At 66.3% G+C, this 18159-nt stretch carries 15 protein-coding genes; 9 read left to right on the top strand and 6 right to left on the bottom strand.

The window, feature by feature from the left end:
- Positions 1-19: 19 nt before the first annotated feature.
- Positions 20-922: a hypothetical protein gene (locus O1Q03_RS11745; RefSeq protein ID WP_269503686.1), complete on the bottom strand. Its 903-nt coding sequence runs from the start codon at positions 920-922 to the stop codon at positions 20-22.
- Positions 923-1458: 536 nt separating this feature from the next.
- Here O1Q03_RS11745 and O1Q03_RS11740 point away from each other — a divergent pair.
- The 5 genes from O1Q03_RS11740 (at position 1459) to O1Q03_RS11720 (ending at position 7111) form a co-directional block, all read left to right on the top strand.
- Positions 1459-2715: a Crp/Fnr family transcriptional regulator gene (locus O1Q03_RS11740; protein ID WP_269503587.1), complete on the top strand. Its 1257-nt coding sequence runs from the start codon at positions 1459-1461 to the stop codon at positions 2713-2715.
- A gap of 22 nt (positions 2716-2737) precedes the next feature.
- A complete protein-coding gene (locus O1Q03_RS11735) occupies positions 2738-3502 on the top strand; it encodes a flagellar motor protein (RefSeq protein WP_269503586.1) in 765 nt (254 codons plus the stop codon).
- A gap of 18 nt (positions 3503-3520) precedes the next feature.
- Positions 3521-4195, top strand: a complete 675-nt coding sequence (locus O1Q03_RS11730) for an OmpA/MotB family protein (protein ID WP_269503585.1) — start codon at positions 3521-3523, stop codon at positions 4193-4195.
- 163 nt (positions 4196-4358) lie between these two features.
- A complete protein-coding gene (locus O1Q03_RS11725; RefSeq protein WP_269503583.1) occupies positions 4359-6221 on the top strand; it encodes a methyl-accepting chemotaxis protein in 1863 nt (620 codons plus the stop codon).
- A gap of 101 nt (positions 6222-6322) precedes the next feature.
- Positions 6323-7111, top strand: a complete 789-nt coding sequence (locus O1Q03_RS11720) for a hypothetical protein (protein ID WP_269503582.1) — start codon at positions 6323-6325, stop codon at positions 7109-7111.
- A 99-nt stretch (positions 7112-7210) separates the two neighbouring features.
- On the opposite strand, the gene wecB is transcribed toward O1Q03_RS11720, so the two are convergent.
- Entirely contained in the window at positions 7211-8428 is a 1218-nt protein-coding gene (gene wecB, locus O1Q03_RS11715; protein WP_269503580.1) for a non-hydrolyzing UDP-N-acetylglucosamine 2-epimerase, read from the bottom strand.
- Between the two features lie 1214 nt (positions 8429-9642).
- Here wecB and glmS point away from each other — a divergent pair.
- Entirely contained in the window at positions 9643-11460 is a 1818-nt protein-coding gene (gene glmS / locus O1Q03_RS11710; RefSeq protein ID WP_269503578.1) for a glutamine--fructose-6-phosphate transaminase (isomerizing), read from the top strand.
- Positions 11461-11518: 58 nt separating this feature from the next.
- On the opposite strand, the gene O1Q03_RS11705 is transcribed toward glmS, so the two are convergent.
- From O1Q03_RS11705 to O1Q03_RS11695, 3 genes are all read right to left on the bottom strand, one after another.
- On the bottom strand, positions 11519-12760 hold the full coding sequence (locus O1Q03_RS11705; protein WP_269503576.1) for a metal-dependent hydrolase family protein: 1242 nt from the start codon (positions 12758-12760) through the stop codon (positions 11519-11521).
- A gap of 11 nt (positions 12761-12771) precedes the next feature.
- Positions 12772-14088, bottom strand: coding sequence for an MFS transporter (locus O1Q03_RS11700; protein ID WP_269503575.1), 1317 nt, complete (start codon positions 14086-14088; stop codon positions 12772-12774).
- Positions 14089-14235: 147 nt separating this feature from the next.
- The gene (locus O1Q03_RS11695; protein ID WP_269503685.1) at positions 14236-15123 is read right to left on the bottom strand and encodes a LysR substrate-binding domain-containing protein; all 888 of its coding nucleotides are present in this window, start codon (positions 15121-15123) and stop codon (positions 14236-14238) included.
- 211 nt (positions 15124-15334) lie between these two features.
- On the opposite strand from O1Q03_RS11695, the gene O1Q03_RS11690 reads away from it, so the two are divergent.
- The 3 genes from O1Q03_RS11690 (at position 15335) to O1Q03_RS11680 (ending at position 16664) form a co-directional block, all read left to right on the top strand.
- On the top strand, positions 15335-15745 hold the full coding sequence (locus O1Q03_RS11690) for a TIGR02594 family protein (RefSeq protein ID WP_269503684.1): 411 nt from the start codon (positions 15335-15337) through the stop codon (positions 15743-15745).
- 97 nt (positions 15746-15842) lie between these two features.
- Positions 15843-16475 (top strand): glutathione transferase, encoded by a 633-nt coding sequence (yfcF, locus tag O1Q03_RS11685; RefSeq protein WP_269503573.1) that lies wholly within the window; start codon positions 15843-15845, stop codon positions 16473-16475.
- Between the two features lie 30 nt (positions 16476-16505).
- A complete protein-coding gene (locus O1Q03_RS11680; RefSeq protein WP_269503571.1) occupies positions 16506-16664 on the top strand; it encodes a hypothetical protein in 159 nt (52 codons plus the stop codon).
- A 50-nt stretch (positions 16665-16714) separates the two neighbouring features.
- Here the strand turns inward: O1Q03_RS11680 and O1Q03_RS11675 are convergent, their stop codons facing one another.
- Positions 16715-18157, bottom strand: a complete 1443-nt coding sequence (locus O1Q03_RS11675; protein ID WP_269503568.1) for an efflux transporter outer membrane subunit — start codon at positions 18155-18157, stop codon at positions 16715-16717.
- Positions 18158-18159 lie beyond the last annotated feature (2 nt).

Genomic DNA, 18159 nt, shown 5'->3' with positions numbered 1-18159 from the left:
GTTGACTATGGCCGGGCGATCAGTTCGGCGCCTTGAGCGGGAGGATCGTCTGACGCAGCAACTGGAAGTACGAGCTCGTCGAATACGGGACCATCTGTTCCGCGTAGTTCCACCAGAAGAAGCCGCCGATGAAACGCGGATCGGTCATGCTGTTGACCATCGGGTAGTAGGTCTTGATCAGGTTCTGCTGCACCGATGCGGGCGCCGAGGTGCTGGACGTGCCGATCTCGCCGAAGCCGACCTTCGCGTTCGGGAAGATGCTTTCCAGCGCCGCGAAATCGTTTTTCCACGACGGATTCAGCCCCGGGCAATCCTGATACGGGTAGTAGCTGAACAGCGCGTAGTCGGCCTGCTGGCGAACCGTCGACGACAGGAAGGTCGTCGGCCAGGTCTTCCAGTAATCCTGCGGCTTCTCCCAGCAGTTGGTGCCCTTGCTGTCGTCGTTGTAGTACAGCGTGATCGCGGTCTTGCCGCCGTTCGATTTCACGATCGTGTTGGCCGCGGCAACCATCTGGCCGATCTGCTGCTCTTCCGAATTGACCGTGGCGGTGGTGCCGGACGGATCGGCGCGCAGCCATTCGCCGTTGATTTCGTTGGCGATCTCCCACACGTCGACCGTATTCTTCAGTTGCGACACCAGTTCCTGCGTGCGTGCCTTGTAGGTCGCGAGATCCGTCGGGAAATAGTACGAATCGTAGACTTCGCCCATCACGTAAGCGACCGCATGCAGGCGCAGCAACGGCGCGTAGTAGTCGGCGGCCGACGTGCCCGGATCGAACACGACACGCACGGTCGGACGGTAAGGCAAGTTCTGCAGCGACGCGACGATCGCATCCAGTTTCGTCAGATCATCGAGCGTGACGCCGTAGACCGGGTTCTTCAGCGGTTCGACCTGGGCTTGGGCGAACTGGGAAACCGGCATCAGGCCGGCATAAGCGACGCAGGCGGCGATGGCCGTGCGCGAGATGGTTTTTGTCAGTTTAATCAAAACGTACTTTCCGCTCCGGGTTAAAGGGAAGCGCGATTTTAGGCGAAAATAAAAGCTAATTATCCGACGATATCGGGTAAACGAGGGGCGGATGGGCGGGAGCGGAAGTTGCTACCGCGTGCCGCGGCGAGATAAATGCAGCATCCCGAAACGAATCCGGCCGCTTCGGGCAAGGCTCGCGAGAAGGCGGGTCCTTCCGTCGGCATGCCGTCACGCACCCCCGCGGGACCGGTTTCCCGTCGCGCGCGACGCGCGTCCGTTCATACACAATCCGCGCGCCGTGCGCGATAGCCGTTCGTCGATCCGACGCGTCGGCGGCCCTTTCATCTTCATTTCCGATAAAAATTAGCAGAAATCCCCTAAAGAAAGCCGGTGCCGATGACGTTAAACGGTCACGGGGACGACTGTCGATCGCATGCAACCGACATGCGGCGCGCAGTCCGCGACAACCAGCGCAGCAGGGGAACCAAATGAACCATCAGCAATCTTGGACGCGCACGGCCGCGCCCGGCGAGATCATCTATTCGGAGGGCTTCGCCGGCGAGCCCGTCCTGTTCCTCATCGCCGACGGCAAGGTCGAGCTGTCCACGCGATGCGACGACAAGCGCGTCGTGGTCGCGACGCTCGGCCGCGGCGAATTCTTCGGCGAATCGGCGCTGCTCGCGTCCGAGCCGCGCGCGCACACCGCGAAGGCGCTGTCGTTCTGTCAGCTCACGGTCGTGCCGGCCGCGATGCTCGACAAGGAAATCGAGCAGGTGTCCGCGCTGCTGCGCCATATCGTGCGCACGATGATCCGGCGCGTGAAGCGCAAGGACGACCAGCTCGCGACCTATACGCATGCCGACTTCATGCCCGGCGTGCTGTCGTACGCGCATGTGCTGTCGCTGATGGCGGCGCCCGACACGCGCGAGTCCGGCGACGCGTGGGCCCGCCGGCCGCTGCACACGCATGCGGCCGAGACGTCGGTGCCGCTCGCCGACGTGATCCGCCGCTGCCGCGCAATCGCCGGCCATTCGCGGCCGCACGTGCTCGCGATGCTGCGCCGGATGGAGAAGCTCAATCTCGTCACGATCGAAGCCGCGCAGACGAACCATGCGGGCAGCGCAGCCGACCATGCGTCGTCGTCGGACGCGCGCCAGGTCGTCACGTTCGACGCAGCGCGCGTGGTCGATCGTGCGCAGCAGGTCGCCGATTGCGACCTCGACGTGTCGATCAACAGCGAGCTCGAGCTCATCGAGCTGGCCGATCTCGAAGCGCTGATCGGCGTCGACCGCAAGCTCCTGCTCAACAAGCTGTCGCATGCCGAGATCGCCGAAGAGGTGTTCGCGTTCCGCAAGTCGAAGGTGCTCGGCTACGTCGAGCAAAAGGGCGTCGCGTATTTCTCGCGGCGCAACCCGCGCTCGGGCGGCGACATGCGCGGCCTCGAGGACATCGTGTGGGTCGATCAGCGCACGCTGTTCGACGTGATCAGCGGATTCGATACGTATGATCTCGCGAAACTGATCGCGAGCCTCGACGATCGCGCGGTTGCCGACAAGCTGTTCTCCGTGATGACGGAGGCGCGGCGCAACGAGGTGTCGTGGGTGATGCGCCGCGAGCTGAAGCTCGACCCGATCGAGATCGAGGAGATCGAGCGGCGCGTGCTCGATGCCGTGCGTGCCGCGAAGGCACCCGCGGCACCCGCGGCGGGCGCGGCAGCCGCGCCGTCGGCCTCGTCCGATGCATGACGGATAACGGAACGGAGACACCATGGACCTGTTGACCCTGGTCGGCGCGCTGCTCGGCGGCGCGGCCATCGTATTCGGTTTCGCGCTCGAAGGCGGACACTTCTCGATGCTGTTCCAGTTCGAGGCGTTCGTCATCGTGCTCGGCGGCACGCTCGGCGCGGTGATGATCCAGAACACATGGGCGCGCTTCTTCGATGCGGTGAAGCAGTTGCGGCTCGCGTTCGTGCGCGCGCAGGAAGTCGATCGCAAGCACCTGGCCGACCTGCTGGAGTGGGGCGATCGCGCGAAGCTCGACGGCCTGCTCGCGTTCGAATCGATGGACGTGAGCGGCATTCATCCGTTCGCGCGCCGCGGGCTGGAGCTGCTCGCGAACGGCGTGTCGACCGCGGTGCTCGAAGATGCGCTGCAGCGCGACCTCGACGCGTACGAGCGCAGCCGGCTGGCCGCCGCGCGCGTCTGGCAGCAGGCCGGCGGCTACGCGCCGACGTTCGGCATCCTCGGCTCGGTGCTCGGGCTCGTGCAGGTGACGAGCCACATGCTCGAACCGGCGCAGCTCGGCCCGGGCATCGCGGTGGCGTTCATCGCGACGCTCTACGGCCTCGCGTTCGCGAACCTCGTGTTCCTGCCGCTGTACGGAAAGCTGCGCGCGCAGATCGACAGCGAGCTGCGTTTCCGCAAGCTGTATCTCGACGGCTTGCTGGCGATCTCGCGCAAGGAGTCGCCGCACACGATCGAAACGCGGCTGACCGGCGACGTGCGCGGCCGCGCGGCGGAGTCGCTCGCATGATGAACACGGAGCCGCGACATGACCACCCGAACTGATTCCGCGCGAGCCGGTTCGGCCGCCGATCCCGAAGACGATCCCGACGGCGCGCAGTCGGGACGCTGGCTGATCTCGTACGCCGATCTCATCACGACGCTGATGGTGCTGTTTCTCGCGTTGTATGTGCTGCAGCTCGCGAAATACAACGCGCTCGACGCGCGCTATCAGACGCTTGCGCGGCGCGACGGCGGTGCCGCGAGCACCCGCGACGCGGCTGCGCAAGGCGACGCGCCCGCGTGGCTCGCGGCGCTCGATGCGTTGAAGCGCAGCGGCCGCATTTCGCTCGTGAAGGCGCCGCACGGCATCGAGATCGGCATCGACGCGAAGATCCTGTTCAACGTCGGCGATGCGCACGTGCTGCCGGATGCGGCGCCCGTGCTGGGCGAGATCGCGCGAGCGCTGAGCGCGCACGCGACCGGCGACATCCTCGTCGAAGGGCATACCGACAGCGTGCCGATCGCGACCGCGAAATACGAATCGAACTGGGAGCTGTCGTCCGCGCGGGCCGGCAGCGTCGTGCGCTATCTCGCCGATCGCGGCGTGGCGCCGCACCGGCTCGCGGCGATCGGCCGCGCGGATACGCAGCCGCTCGTCGCGGGCGACGATGCCGCCGCGCGCGCGCGCAACCGGCGCGTGACGATCTTCGTCGCGTACTGAGCGTCACGAGCTTGACGGGCCGGCGCCGCGCTCCTGCCGGCGCCGCTCATCCGCGATATATCGGATGCGGTATGACGAACATCCGAAACCAGCGATGCGGTTCCCGCGCTCGCGTGCCGATAACCCGAACTGGCTCAGACCGAGCGGTTATCGAGGGGACTCCATGCATTTCTGGCGCAAGCTTTCCATTCAGAACAAGCTGATTCTCAGCATGACGAGTTGCCTGCTCGTGTTCGTCGCAATTTCGAGCGGGCTGAGCATCCGTCTGATCGGCGATGCGGTGCGCGACCGCGTCGTGCGCGAAGAACTGCCGACCGCCGTGAACGGCATTCGCGCCGACGTGCAACGGCAGATGGCCGGCCCGATCGCGGCGTCGCGCCTGCTCGCGCGCGATGCGTTCCTGCTGCAGTGGGAAGCCGACGGCGAACCCGACGCCGGCACGCGCAACTGGATCCAGCTCGCGAAGAACGTGAAGGACGAGCAGAAGGCGGCGTCGGTGCAGTGGGTGTCGGTGAAGAGCGGCAACTACTACAACGAAGCCGGCCTGCAGCGCAAGGTCACCGACAACGACCAGTGGCTGACCGCCTTCCTCGCGTCGGGCAAGCCGTTCGACGTGAACATGGATCACGAGGTCACCGTCGGCGGCTACATGATGTTCATCAACAGCCGGGTCGAGCGCGACGGCGTGCCGGTCGGCGCGGCCAGCATGAGCCTGTCCGTCGATGCGCTCGCGAAAGGGATCGCCGCGTACCGGATCGGCGAGACCGGCTTTGCGTATCTCGTGCGGCCCGACGGCGCGATCATGATGCATCGCGATACGTCGCTGATCGACGGCAAGCACTTCCTGAAGGACGCGCGGGGCCTGCCCGGCGATGCATCGTCGACGCTGCTGGCCGGCAAGCCGTATGCGTACCTGAGCTACGACGGCGACGGCGGCGCGCGTTTCATCGCGACGTCGTTCATCCCGGAGCTGACCGCGTATGTGGTCGTCGAGGTGCCGCAGGCGGAGCTGCTCGGCCCGGTGACGCGCGCGATTCGCAGCGCGGCGCTGGTCGCGGCGGTAGTGGGCCTCGCGGTGGCGCTGATCGTGATCTGGCTGGTCGGCCGCGCGATCGCCGCGCCGATCCGGCGCGCGGCGACGCTGCTGGCGGAGATCGCGAGCGGCCACGGCGACCTGACGCGCCGGATGACGGTCGAGAGCGAGGACGAGATCGGGCAGCTGTCGGATGCGTTCAACCGCTTCGTGTCGTCGCTGTCGACGCTCGTTCACCGGATTCGCGCGGCGTCCGTGTCGATCGCGACCGGCTCGGCGCAGATCGCGTCGGGCAATGCGGATCTCAGCGAACGCACCGAAGGGCAGTCGGGCAACCTCGAGCGCACGGCGTCGTCGATGGAGGAAATCACGGCCGTCGTGCGCAACAACACCGAAACGGCGACCACGGCCGCGAAGCTGATCACCGGTGCATCCGATACGGCGGCGCGCGGCGGGCAGGTGGTCGGCGAAGTCGTGACCACGATGGAGCAGATCAGCGACGCGTCGCAGCGGATCTCCGAGATCATCGTGATGATCGACAGCATCTCGTTCCAGACCAACATTCTCGCGTTGAATGCGGCCGTCGAGGCGGCGCGCGCCGGCGAGCAGGGGCGCGGGTTCGCGGTCGTGGCCTCCGAAGTGCGCAATCTCGCGCAGCGCAGCGCGCAGGCGGCGAAGGAAATCAAGACGCTGATCGAGCACAGCGCGGGCACCGTGAATACCGGATCGCGGCTCGTCGCCGAGGCGGGCAGCGTGATGCGCGATGTCGTGTCGCAGGTGCAGGGCGTGAGCGCGATGATGAGCGAGATCGCCGAAGCGAGCGTCGAGCAGAGCGCCGGCATCGATCAGATCGGCGACGCGGTGCAGTCGCTCGACCAGATGACGCAGCAGAACGCGGCGCTGGTCGAGGAAAGTGCGGCGGCCGCGGAAAGCCTGAAGCAGCAGGCGGCGGAACTGACGCGGCTCGTGTCGGCGTTCAAGGTGGACGAATGAATTGCGCGCGACGTTAGAATGACGCGTTTCTGAGCGACGGCTGCCGCGGGTTCACGGCAGCCGTTTTAGCGATCGGTGCGGGATTCGGTGACGTCATAAAAATGAAGCGCATTTCAAGATTGAAGGTCGGTGCGGGGGCGGTGGTGGTGGCGGCGGTGCTCGCCGCGGTCGGGGTGAAGGTGATCGCATCGCCGGCCGATTCGTATCTCGCCTACCGGAAGAAGGTCGCGGCGGCCGTGGCGGCGGCCCGGACGGAAGAGCGCGCCGGTCTCGACAAACAGTACACGGCCGACGTGAATGCCCGGCTCGCCAAGCTGATCGGCACGGTCCGCGCGAGAGGGTTTGCCGCGACGCCGGAGGGTACGGTGCAGAGCGTCGGCCCCGTCGACGGGATGCAGCCGGGGCCGGACGGGCTGGCCTTCAAGTCGGAAGACGGCAAGACGAATCTCGTCGTGACGACGGTTCCGCTGTTGAAGGCGTGGGCGGCTGCCGCCGACGCGGGCATCAAGCCGACCGACGACGTCGCCGCGATGTTCGACAATGAAACGCTCTACACGCAGGTATTCGGCGACGATGCCGCCGCGTTTCGCTTCGCCGAATTGCCCGTCAAGCGGCAGCCGGCCGACGGCGTGGTGAAGGCGTTGCTGCTCGGCGAAAGCCAGGACGGCGTGCCGGATGGGCCGAACACGCTCGCCGTGTCGGTCCGCGAGGGCCAGCGCGTGTATCTGCTGTGGAAGAACGTGACGCTTCGTCCGATCGCCGCGTGCAGCGCGGCGCGCGTGCCCGAGGGTGCGCGGCAGGCGTGTTTCGCAAAACAGGTGCCGTCGCAGCGGATCTATCAACGGCTGGTCGCACAGGCGCAAGCGATGGCCGACGCGGTGGTGCGATAGCGCTCGTCGAGCGCCCGGTGCGTTGCGACGGCGACGCAGGGCGTGTGCATCAGACGAATGACGGGCAGCGACACGACAGGTCGCCGCCCGCCGGTGAAGTCAACGCGGACGCATCACCTGCAGCCCCATCGTCAGCGCATTGAACGGCATCTCCGCGGTGCCCATCGAAAAGCTCGTCGCCGTTGCGGTCTCCGCCGCCGTATGCATCAGCGCATGCACGATTCGCTCGCTCGCATGGCCGTCGCCATACGGATTGCTCGCCCGCGACATTTCGTCGTACGCAGTCTCGTTGTCGAAGAGGCGCGACGCCTCGCGCACGATCCGGTCCCGATCCGTGCCGACGAGCCGCGCGGTGCCGGCGCGGATCGCTTCGGGCCGCTCGGTCGTGTCGCGCGTGACGAGAACCGGCTTGCCGAGCGCCGGCCCTTCCTCCTGGATCCCGCCCGAATCGGTGATGATGAAATGCGCGCGCGACATCAGGTAGACGAACGACAGATATTCCTGCGGTTCGATCAGGTAAATGTTCGACACGCTGCCGAGCAGTGCGCGCGCCGGCTCGCGCACGTTCGGATTCATGTGCAGCGGATAGACGAACTGCGCATCGGGATAGCGCTTCGCAAGCGTGCACAGCGCATCGCAGAAATTCCGGAACGGCTCGCCGAAGCTCTCGCGGCGATGGCCGGTGATCAGTACGACGCGGCGCGACGGATCGAGAAACGGAAAGTGCGCGGCGACCCCGTCGTTGAGGGCGGTATCGTGATCGAGCATCCGTTTGACGTCGTGCAGCGCATCGATCACGGTGTTGCCCGTCATCACGACCCCGCCGACCGACACGCCTTCGGCGAACAGGTTGTCGCGCGCCTGCTCGGTCGGCGCGAAATGCCAGGACGACACCGCGTCGGTCACGCGGCGATTCAATTCCTCGGGCCACGGCGACCAGATGTCGCCGCTGCGCAGGCCCGCTTCCACGTGGCCGATCGGCAGATAGCGGTAGAACGCCGCGATACTGACGGCGAGCGTCGTCGTCGTGTCGCCGTGCACCAGCACGACGTCCGGACGCAAGTCGTCGAACACCACGCCGATCGCCTGAAGAATGCCGGTCGTCACGTCGGTCAGCGTCTGGCTCTGACGCATCAGGTTGAGGTCGTAGTCCGGCTTGATGTCGAACAAGGTGAGCACCTGATCCAGCATTTCCCGATGCTGGGCCGTCACGCAGACACTCGCCTCGACGTCGGCGCGCGCTTTCAGTGCGCGGACGAGCGGCGCCATCTTGATGGCTTCCGGCCGCGTGCCGAACACAAGCAAGATCTTTTTCATCATTATCCTCGTTGGACTTCCATGCGCCGGCAGACCCGGCATTTCGCACCAAGCAGGCATTCGGCCGACCTCGGCACCCCCGCATGCGGTTGTGTCGGCCGCGCGACATCCACCGTGTTCGAGGCGTCGCTCCGCGTTTCTCCACCCCCCATCGCCGGGGAACCGTCGGGCCGCGGCCGTCTTCTTGCACCTCGTCGATCACGTCATGAGCGCTCCTCACTGTCGTTGCATTCGGGCACCTGTCCCTGCTGCCGATATAGCAATATTCAAACCAACGGCGCTGTGAGCGGGCTCCGTTCGCGCCGCACACGTAGATCGCCGCGGAACGTTTCACAATTGCTACGACGCGCACGTCGATGGGGTGTCGCGACGCAGCGATACGTCCGATCGTTCGCGCAAGTCGCTCGGGTCGCGTCGTCCGAAGAATCGCGAGTCGCGTTGCGTGCGGTCCTCGATCCGCACACGTGCGTCGTTCCGGGTCTCGTCAAACGTTTCGGTTCGCGAATTTTGTCCGGGCAATGCGCGGGCCGTCGGCGACGCTCAGCGCCCCTTCGCACGTGCACGATTGCGCCTGCGCGCGGCATCACCTGCGTCGTCCGAAGCGGCGCGTATGAAACGTTTCGTATCTGAAACGCTCGCTCGCAACGGCGCGGCGGGAGCGGCGCGCACGCGCTTTGCTCACACCGTTCGTGCGGCGGCTATCGGAGGCCGATGGCGTTCGCGCGAGATGCGATGCAAGTCGCCCGCGGCCTGCGGGCGGACGGTGCGAAGTCGATAGCGGGAGAGCGCTGATTCGCCGATGAATCAAAAACGCGCGATCCGCGTAACGGGAGATTCATCGTGCGCCTGCAGGCCCTTGCCGCACGGGGCGAGGCTGCCCATGGCTCACCCCTTGCTTGCATGCTTCATGAGGAAAGGTGCGTTTAACGCACCGGAACGGCGGAAAAAGCATAGGGATGCCGAAACAATGAATCGGAAACCGCGGCTGCACACGCGACCGATGCGAAGCTCGGCCGCACGTGCACGACGAAGGTGCGACCGCTTCCGGTCGGCATCCGGCGCGTCATGGGTCATGTTCGAGCGTGCATCGGCCACTATCTATCGCCGGTCGCACACGCGCGACGAAGGGAGACGACGGCAACTGCAACGGTGACCGGATCGCGCCGACACGACGGCGCACGGTCGATCAATGAACCCAGGGAAGGAGACGTGTCATGTGTGGCATCGTCGGCGCGGTCGCGCAACGGAACATCATTCCGATACTGATTGAAGGTCTGCGCCGCCTCGAGTATCGCGGCTACGATTCGTGCGGGGTGGCGACCGTCGTCGACGGTCAGGCGCGCCGCGAACGCAGCGTGTCGCGCGTCGCGGATCTCGACGCGAACGTGCGCAGCGCCGGACTGACCGGCAGCACCGCCATCGCGCATACCCGCTGGGCGACGCACGGCGCGCCGGCCACCTGCAACGCGCATCCGATCTTCTCGCGCGACGAAATCGCCCTCGTGCACAACGGCATCATCGAGAATCACGAAAAGTTGCGCAGGCAACTGTCAGACGAAAATTACCAGTTCGACGGTCAGACCGACACGGAGGTCGTCGCGCACCTGATCCACAGCAAGTATCGCGGCGACCTGCTCGCCGCCGTGCGCGATGCGACGTCGCAGCTGCACGGCGCGTACGCGATCGCGGTGTTCAGCAAGCACGAGCCGCAGCGGCTGATCGGCGCGCGCGCCGGCTCGCCGCTGGTGGTCGGCCTGAAGGACGACGAGTGCTTTCTCGCGTCCGACGCGCTCGCGCTGGCCGGCATCACCGACCGCTTCATCTTTCTCGAGGAAGGCGACATCGTCGAACTGACGCCGGGCGGCGTGCGGGTGCTCGCACGCGAAGGCACGCCGGTCGTGCGCCCGATCCAGACCATCACGTCGACGCAGGGCGTGGTCGAACTCGGCCCGTACCGGCATTTCATGCAGAAGGAAATCTTCGAGCAGCCGCAGGCCGTCGCCGCGACGATTCCCGATGCGGGGCTGTTCGATCCGGCGACATTCGGCCCGGACGCCGCGCGCGCGTTCGCGCAGATCGACAACGTGCTGATTCTCGCGTGCGGCACGAGCCACTATTCCGGGCTGACCGCCCGCCGCTGGCTCGAAACGATCGCCCGCGTGCCCGCGCAGGTCGAGATCGCGAGCGAATACCGCTACAGCGATGCGCTTGCGCTGCCGAACACGCTCGTGGTCAGCGTGTCGCAATCCGGCGAGACTGCCGACACGCTCGCCGCGCTGAAGTATGCACAGGCGCTCGGCCATATGGACACGCTGGCGATCTGCAACGTGCCGACCAGCGCGATGATGCGGCAGACCGGCCTGCGGTTCCTGACACGGGCCGGCCCGGAGATCGGCGTCGCGTCGACCAAGGCGTTCACGACGCAGCTCGTCGCGCTGTTCATCCTCGCCGTGACGCTCGGGCGGCTGCGCGGCTACGTCGACGACGCGCAGCTCGCCCGCTATACGACGCAGCTTCGCAGGCTGCCCGCCGCGATCGAAGACGTGCTCGCGCTGGAGGCGCAGATCGAGCGCTGGGCAGCGGAATTCTCGCGGCACGAGAACGCGCTGTTCCTCGGGCGCGGGCTGCATTACCCGATCGCGCTCGAAGGCGCGCTGAAGCTGAAGGAGATTTCGTATATCCACGCGGAAGCGTATCCGGCCGGCGAACTGAAGCACGGGCCGCTGGCGCTCGTGACGCACGCGATGCCGGTCGCGACGATCGCGCCGAACGACGCGCTGCTCGAAAAGCTCAAGTCGAACATGCAGGAAGTGCGTGCGCGGGGCGGTCAGCTTTACGTGTTCGCCGATGCCGATACGCGGATCGACAACGGCGAAGGCATCTCGGTGCTGCGGATGCCGGATTACTACGGGCTGCTGTCGCCGATCCTGCACGTCGTGCCGCTGCAACTGCTCGCGTATCACGCCGCATGCCTGCGCGGCGCGGATATCGACAAGCCGCGGAACCTGGCGAAGTCGGTGACGGTCGAGTGACGGGACGGGGAACGGCAAGCGGCCCGGTCGACGTTTGCCGACCGGCCCGCGCGAGCGGTCATCGCAAGGGTGAGCGCGTCTTCACGATCGTCCCGCGCTGCATCACGTACGCGACGTTTTCGCCTTCGCCAGCAACGACACCGATATCGTCGAGCGGATTTCCGTCGAGCACGACGACGTCCGCGATCGCGCCTGCGGCGATCACGCCGAGTTGCCCCGCCATGTCGACGATCTCGGCGGCCACCGTCGTCGCGGACCGGAGCGCCTCGAGATTGCCCAGCACGTCGGCGCGGATCCGGAACTCGCCGCACTGAAACGTGTGCATTTCGCCGAGCAGGTCGGATCCGAAGCCCATCTTCACGCCGGCGTTCGCATAGATCTCGAGCGACTCGCGTCCTTTCTGCTGGACGGACGCGACCTTGGCCACCGAGTCGGCCGGCATCCCGTACTGCGCGCCGTGTTTCGCCAGTGCGTCGTACGTGACGAGCGTGGGCACGACGAATGCGCCGCGCTCGTGCATCAGTTTCGCCGCCGCGTCGTCGACCAGATTGCCGTGCTCGATCGTCCGCACCCCGCACCGCACCGCGCGCGCAATCGCACGCCCCGTGTACGCATGGGCCATCACGTAGGTGTTGGCTGCTTCGGCTTCGTCGACGATCGCGCGAATCTCGTCTTCCGAATACTGCGTGTTCGCGATCGGGTCGGTCGGCGAGGCCACGCCGCCCGACGCCATGATCTTGATCTGTGTCGCGCCTTTCTGAATCTCTTCACGCACCGCGAGCCGCACGGCGTCGACGCCGTCGACGACGCGGGCAATCGCACCCGTGCGAAAGCAGCACGAACACGGTTCCAGCACATCGCCGCGCGGCCGGAAATCGCCATGCCCGCCGGTTTGCGACAACGCCTTCCCGGACGGAAAGATTCTCGGCCCCGACACCAGCCCCGTCTCGACCGCCTGCATCAGGCTCCAGTCGGCGCCGCCCGCGTCCCGCACGCTGGTAAACCCGCGCGCCAGCATCGCGTCGAGAATCGGCAGCGACCGGATGGCCGCGAGGATGTTCGGCTGCGTCGCGTTGGCCCCCAGGTTCGCCTTCGACGCGAGTACGTGCACGTGGCAATCGATGAACCCCGGCATCACGGTCTTGCCGCGCACATCGATCACCCGCGCATTCGGAAAATCCACGGGCCGGTCGGTCACTTCGACGATGCGCTCGCCGTCGATCACGACATGATGATGTTCGAGCAGCACGCCCCGTTCGAGGTCGAGCACGTTGCCGCCCTGAAGCACGGTAATGGTCATGGGAAATATCCTTATCGAATCGTTGACGCGTTGCGCCGCGCGTCCTTCACGAAGCGCGTGCCGACGAGGCTGACCGCGGCCGCGATGCTCACGTAGAGCGCGGGCGCCATGTTGCTGCCCGTGCGGGCGATGAGCCACGTCATGAGGAACGGTGCGAAGCCGCCGAAGATCGTGACCGCGAAGTTGTACGCGACCGACAGCCCCGTCGACAGCACCTTGGTCGGAAACAGCTCGGCGAACGCCGCGAGGATCGGCCCCGTGTAGGTGGCGATCAGCACGCCGAACACCGCCTGGAACACGATCAGCGACGTGAAGCCGGGCGCGTGATTGATCCACGCGAACATCGGCCACGCGAGCACCAGGATCGCGAGCGCGGAGCCGGACAGGAACACGCGTCGGCCCCATGCGTCGGCGAGCTTGCCGACGATCGGCGAGCAGCACATGATCATCATCCCGCCGACCATGCCGGCCGTGAAGCCGGTCGATTGCGGCAGGTGCAGCGTGCGCACCGAATAGGTCGGCATGTAGAACAGCAGCACGTACGTGCACACCGTCCACAGGATCACCATCGAGAAGCTCGCGAACGTTTCGCGCGGGTAGGTGGACAGCACTTCCTTCAGCGGCGAGCTTTCCTTCACCTGCGCTTCGACCGCGCTGAACGCGGGCGTTTCGTCGAGATGGCTGCGGATGAAGTAGCCGACCGGCCCGACCACGATGCCGAGCAGGAACGGCACGCGCCAGCCCCAGCTATGCAGCGCCTGCGCATCGAGCGACGTCGTGACGAACGTGCCGGTCGCCGCGCCGAGCAGCACCGCGAAGCCGATGCTCGACTGGATCCAGCTCGAGTAGTACGCGCGCTTCTGCGGCGGCGCGTACTCGGTGAGGAACGCGGTGGCGCCGCCCATCTCGCCGCCGGCCGAGAAGCCCTGCAGCAGCCGCGCGACGACGATCAGGAGCGGCGCGGCGATGCCGGCCTGCTCGTAGGTCGGCGCGAGCCCGATCAGCGCGGTGCCGAACGCCATCATCAGGATCGTCAGCGACAGCGCGGCCTTGCGGCCGACCTTGTCCGCGTACACGCCGAGCACGATGCCGCCCACCGGCCGCATGAAGAAGCCGACGCCGAACGTCGCGACGGTGAGCAGCACCGACGTCAGTTCATTGCCGGTCGGAAAGAACAGCTTCGCGATGATCACCGCGAAAAAGCTGTAGACGGTGAAGTCGAACCATTCGAGGCCGTTGCCGATCACGGTCGCGACGATGGCGCGGCGGCGCTGCTGCGTGGCCGCATCGACGGAACGCGCGGCGCGCGGGGAAAGCGTTCCTTGCATGGTCTCTTCCTTTGCCAGAAGGCGGGACGGGTGTCCCGCGTGAACCCCATGCTAAGGACAACCGGGTTATTTTTTGAAACGAAAGATTTGCATGCACGCATGCGCGGAGCGCATGGATCGCGTTCAGGGCGCGGTCTGCTGCTCCGCCTATTCGAACAGCCAGCGCGAGAACAGGCGTGCGGCCTGGTTCTGCGCGCGGTCGTGCGGCGAGATCACGTAGTAGCCGCCGCCGTGGCTCGCGGAGGCTTCCGTCACACGCACGAGCAGGCCGGCCTCGATGCATGCGTCGATCATGTAGCGCCAGCCGAGCGACACGCCCTGGCCGAGGATCGTCATCTGCACGATCTGCGGATACGAGTTGATCGTGATGTCCTGCGGCTGCGCCTTCTGCCGGTCGACGTCGTTCATGTCGAACCATTCGGACCACGACATCCATTGGCGCTGGCCGTCTTCCAGGCGCAGCAGCGTCTCGTTCGCGAGGTCGGCCGCGCTCAGCGTACGGCCGGCCAGATAGTCCGGCGCGCACACGGGAAAGACTTCCTCGTCGAACAGGCGGCGCGCGGTGTACTCGGCCGGCGCCTGCTGGCGCACGTAGTACACGCCGACGTCGAACTCCGCCGGCGACATCGACGCGAGGCCGTCGCGCACGATCACGCGCAGCTTGATGTCCGGATACGCGGCGCGGAATCGGGGCAGGCGCGGCGTGAGCCACAGCACCGCGACGCCGGACGAGCAGGCGATCGTCAGTTCGAGGTCGCCGTACGGCTTCATCACGTCGTGCGTGGCTTGCGCACACTGCGTGAGCAGGTGCTGGACCTGTGCCGCGTATTGCTCGCCGGCGATCGTGAGCCGCAGCGAACGGTGTTCGCGGACGAACAGCGAGCGGCCGAGGAATTCCTCGAGTTGCTGGATCTGGCGGCTGATCGCGCTTTGCGTCAGGTGCAGCTCGGAGGCGGCCTTCGTGAAGCTGGCATGCCGCACGGCGGCTTCGAACGCGACGAGGCACTGAAGGGGCGGCAGGGGCGTGATGCGCATGGCGGGCGTGAAGGTCGAGGTCGCTATCAACATGATACGGGCGTACGGGCGTATGGGCCGGAAACCGCATGTCGGACAACGCGCTGCCGGCCGGCGCGTATTCGTGCGAAGATTGAGCGACATTCAACCTGCGTTCCATCCGCATTCCATCGAGACCGTCGTGATCCGACCGAACCCCGAGGGCAACCCGCAAGCCGGCCATCCGCCGTGGATGTCCGTCGCGCTGGCCGAGCTGGGCATCCGCCGTTTCCCGCCCGGCAGCATCAACCCGCGCATCGTCGAATACAACAACCACACGAACCTGGTCGGCTACGACGACAAGATTTCGTGGTGTTCGTCGTTCGTCAACTGGTGCATGACGCATGCCGGGATTCGCGGCACGGGTTCCGCGCTCGCGCGTTCGTGGCTCGAATGGGGGCGCCCGCTCGAGCGCCCGGTGTACGGCTGCATCGCCGTCCTGACGCGCGACGACCCGGCGAGCTGGAAGGGCCACGTCGGCTTCTATCTGCGCCACGACGCCGAACACGTGCATCTGTTCGGCGGCAATCAGCTGGAAGCGGTGCGCGAGCTCGCGTATCCGGTCGGCGAGGTGATCGGATACCGGTGGCCCGACGCCGGCTGAACGCGCCGTCCGCATCGATTCATCCCGGGTTCGTCGGCGCGCCAGGTCATCGCGCCCGAATTCCCTACCCATGTTCTCCACCCATGAGGAGCCTGCAGTGCAAACCGGTCATCTCCGTCTCTACGCGGATACGCAATACGCGAGCCCTTACGCGATGTCCGTGTTCGTCGCGCTCGAAGAAAAATCGCGGCCCTACGAACTGGTGACCGTCGATCTCGGCAACCGCGCGCATTTCGCGCCCGACTATGCGGCGACGTCGCTGACGCAGCGCGTGCCGACGCTCGTGCACGACGACTTCGCGCTGTCGGAATCGTCGGCGATTACCGAGTATCTCGACGAAACCTTCCCGGGCACGCGGCTCTATCCGGCCGATCCCCGCCAGCGCGCGCGGGCGCGGCAGGTGCAGGCGTGGCTGCGCAGCGACCTGATGCCGATCCGCACGGAACGGTCGACCGAAGTGCTGTTCTACGGCCCGTCGAGCGAGCCGCTGTCGAGTCTCGCGCAGGCCGCTGCGCAGAAGCTGTTCGCGGCCGCCGACAAACTGCTCGCGCCGGGCGCGGCGAACCTGTGCGGCGAATGGAGCATTGCCGATGTCGATCTGGCGGTGATGCTGAACCGTCTGGTGCTGAACGACGATCCGGTGCCGCAGCGGCTCGCCGATTACGCGCGTGCGCAGTGGGAGCGGGCGTCGGTGCAGCGCTGGGTGAAGCTGAAGCGTCCGCCGCTGTAATTCGCGATGAATGTGTTCTGGCCGATTCTCATGGTGCTCCTGCTGGCGGCAGGCGTGTTCGTTGCGGCCCGGTTCCGGCACAAGCTCGTCACGCGTATCGTCACCGTGATCGTCGGGCTCGGTATTGCGGGGATCGTGGCTTACTCGATTGCGTTGTCGACGGTCCAATGTCTCGGATCGTGCGGCTGAAGAGCAGGGCGCCGGCGAGTATGGGAGCCGGCGCCGTATCGTGATCCTGCCTAGTTTTTTGCCACTGCCTCGGTTTCCGTCGGCGGCCCGCCGGCCGCGTCATTCCGGCTCCATCCACCCCCAAGCGACCGATACAACGCCACCGCCGCCAGCGCATGCTCGCGCTTGACCTGATTGAGCGAATCCGAATCGCGCAGATACACCTCCTGCGCCGACAGCACGTCCAGAAAGTCCGTCGCGCCGCCCTTATAAAGCTGATTCGCCAACCCAAGCGCTTTATCGGAAGCCGCCAATGCACTATCGAGCCGCCGCGTCGCCTCATCGGAACTGACGAGATTCGCGCGCGCATCCTCGACTTCCCGCAACGCTTGCAGCATCGTCTGCCGCAACCCGAGTTCGGATTCACGCATCCGGCTTTCGCTCTGCGAGATATCGGCGGTAATGCGTCCCGCGTTGAAGATCGGGCTAGTCGCACTCAGCGCCGCGCTGAACAGGTTATCGGTCAACGTCGGCAACCCGAGATACGAAGCTGCGAGAATCCCGTCCGTCAGATTCAACGAAAACTTCGGATACCGCTCGGCCTTCGCCACGCCCACTTGCGCAGCACGCCGCTCGACTTGAGCGTAGGCAGTCAGCACATCCGGCCGCCGCAACAACGCTTGCGAAGGCAACGTTCCCGGCGCGCCAACCGGCGGCGCGGGAATGTCGCCCGCCTGCGCCAGCACGAGCCGATCGACCGATTCCGGCGTCCGCCCCGAATACACGGCGATCAGATTCAGCTGATGTGAAATCTGCGCCTGCGTCGGTGGAATCCTGGCTTCGAGCGCATCGAGCTGGTTCTGCGCGCGCGTGACGTCGAGCTCCGTCGACAGCCCGAACGCCTGCCGCTTGCGCGTCAGTTCGAGCGCATGCTGCCGGATCTTCGCGTTGTCCTGCAGGATCTTCAATTCCTGCTGCGCCCAGCGCAGATCGACATACGCGGATGCCGCATCGGCCGCAAGCGCGAGCCGCATCGCATCTTCTGCATGCTTCTGCCCGACCAGCTCCGCTTGAGCGGCGAGCAGATCGAGCCGTTCGCCGCCGAACACATCGGGCGACCAGCTCAGCGCCAGCCCCGCGCCGGCCTGCCGCACATAGCCGAGCGGCGGCGGCGTGTTCTGCCGCGCGTCGGCCGCATGCGCGGTCGCATCGAGTTCGGGCAGCAGCACCGCGCGCTTCTGCACGGTCAGCGCCTGCGCCTGCTTCACGCGTTCGGCGGCGGCCTGCAGGTCGAGGTTGCCGTCGAGCACGGTCGCGATCAGCCGGTCGAGCACGGGATCGTGGAACTGCGCCCACCAGGCGGCGGCGTCGATGTCGGCGCGCGGCACATCGGTATCCCACGCGGTCGGCGCAAGCGTCTGAACCGATTCGTTCAGCGCCGGATGCTGCGCGGGCTGCACCGCACACCCGGCGGCGAATGCGCTGACGGCCAGCGCGACGAGTAGCTTTTTCATGA

It is taken from the genome of Burkholderia sp. IMCC1007, assembly GCF_027257875.1.
Lineage (GTDB): Bacteria > Pseudomonadota > Gammaproteobacteria > Burkholderiales > Burkholderiaceae > Burkholderia.
Note: the sequence above shows the minus strand (reverse complement) of the source record. Positions and strands in the feature narration are given on the sequence as shown.

Excerpts from the sequence above, each read along its gene's own strand:
- O1Q03_RS11745 (WP_269503686.1), bottom strand. The coding sequence starts at position 922 with ATGCCGGTTTCCCAGTTCGCCCAAGCCCAGGTCGAACCGCTGAAGAAC.
- O1Q03_RS11740 (WP_269503587.1), top strand. The coding sequence starts at position 1,459 with ATGAACCATCAGCAATCTTGGACGCGCACGGCCGCGCCCGGCGAGATC.
- O1Q03_RS11735 (WP_269503586.1), top strand. The coding sequence starts at position 2,738 with ATGGACCTGTTGACCCTGGTCGGCGCGCTGCTCGGCGGCGCGGCCATC.
- O1Q03_RS11730 (WP_269503585.1), top strand. The coding sequence starts at position 3,521 with ATGACCACCCGAACTGATTCCGCGCGAGCCGGTTCGGCCGCCGATCCC.
- O1Q03_RS11725 (WP_269503583.1), top strand. The coding sequence starts at position 4,359 with ATGCATTTCTGGCGCAAGCTTTCCATTCAGAACAAGCTGATTCTCAGC.
- O1Q03_RS11720 (WP_269503582.1), top strand. The coding sequence starts at position 6,323 with ATGAAGCGCATTTCAAGATTGAAGGTCGGTGCGGGGGCGGTGGTGGTG.
- wecB (WP_269503580.1), bottom strand. The coding sequence starts at position 8,428 with ATGAAAAAGATCTTGCTTGTGTTCGGCACGCGGCCGGAAGCCATCAAG.
- glmS (WP_269503578.1), top strand. The coding sequence starts at position 9,643 with ATGTGTGGCATCGTCGGCGCGGTCGCGCAACGGAACATCATTCCGATA.
- O1Q03_RS11705 (WP_269503576.1), bottom strand. The coding sequence starts at position 12,760 with ATGACCATTACCGTGCTTCAGGGCGGCAACGTGCTCGACCTCGAACGG.
- O1Q03_RS11700 (WP_269503575.1), bottom strand. The coding sequence starts at position 14,088 with ATGCAAGGAACGCTTTCCCCGCGCGCCGCGCGTTCCGTCGATGCGGCC.
- O1Q03_RS11695 (WP_269503685.1), bottom strand. The coding sequence starts at position 15,123 with ATGCGCATCACGCCCCTGCCGCCCCTTCAGTGCCTCGTCGCGTTCGAA.
- O1Q03_RS11690 (WP_269503684.1), top strand. The coding sequence starts at position 15,335 with ATGTCCGTCGCGCTGGCCGAGCTGGGCATCCGCCGTTTCCCGCCCGGC.
- O1Q03_RS11680 (WP_269503571.1), top strand. The coding sequence starts at position 16,506 with ATGGTGCTCCTGCTGGCGGCAGGCGTGTTCGTTGCGGCCCGGTTCCGG.
- O1Q03_RS11675 (WP_269503568.1), bottom strand. The coding sequence starts at position 18,157 with ATGAAAAAGCTACTCGTCGCGCTGGCCGTCAGCGCATTCGCCGCCGGG.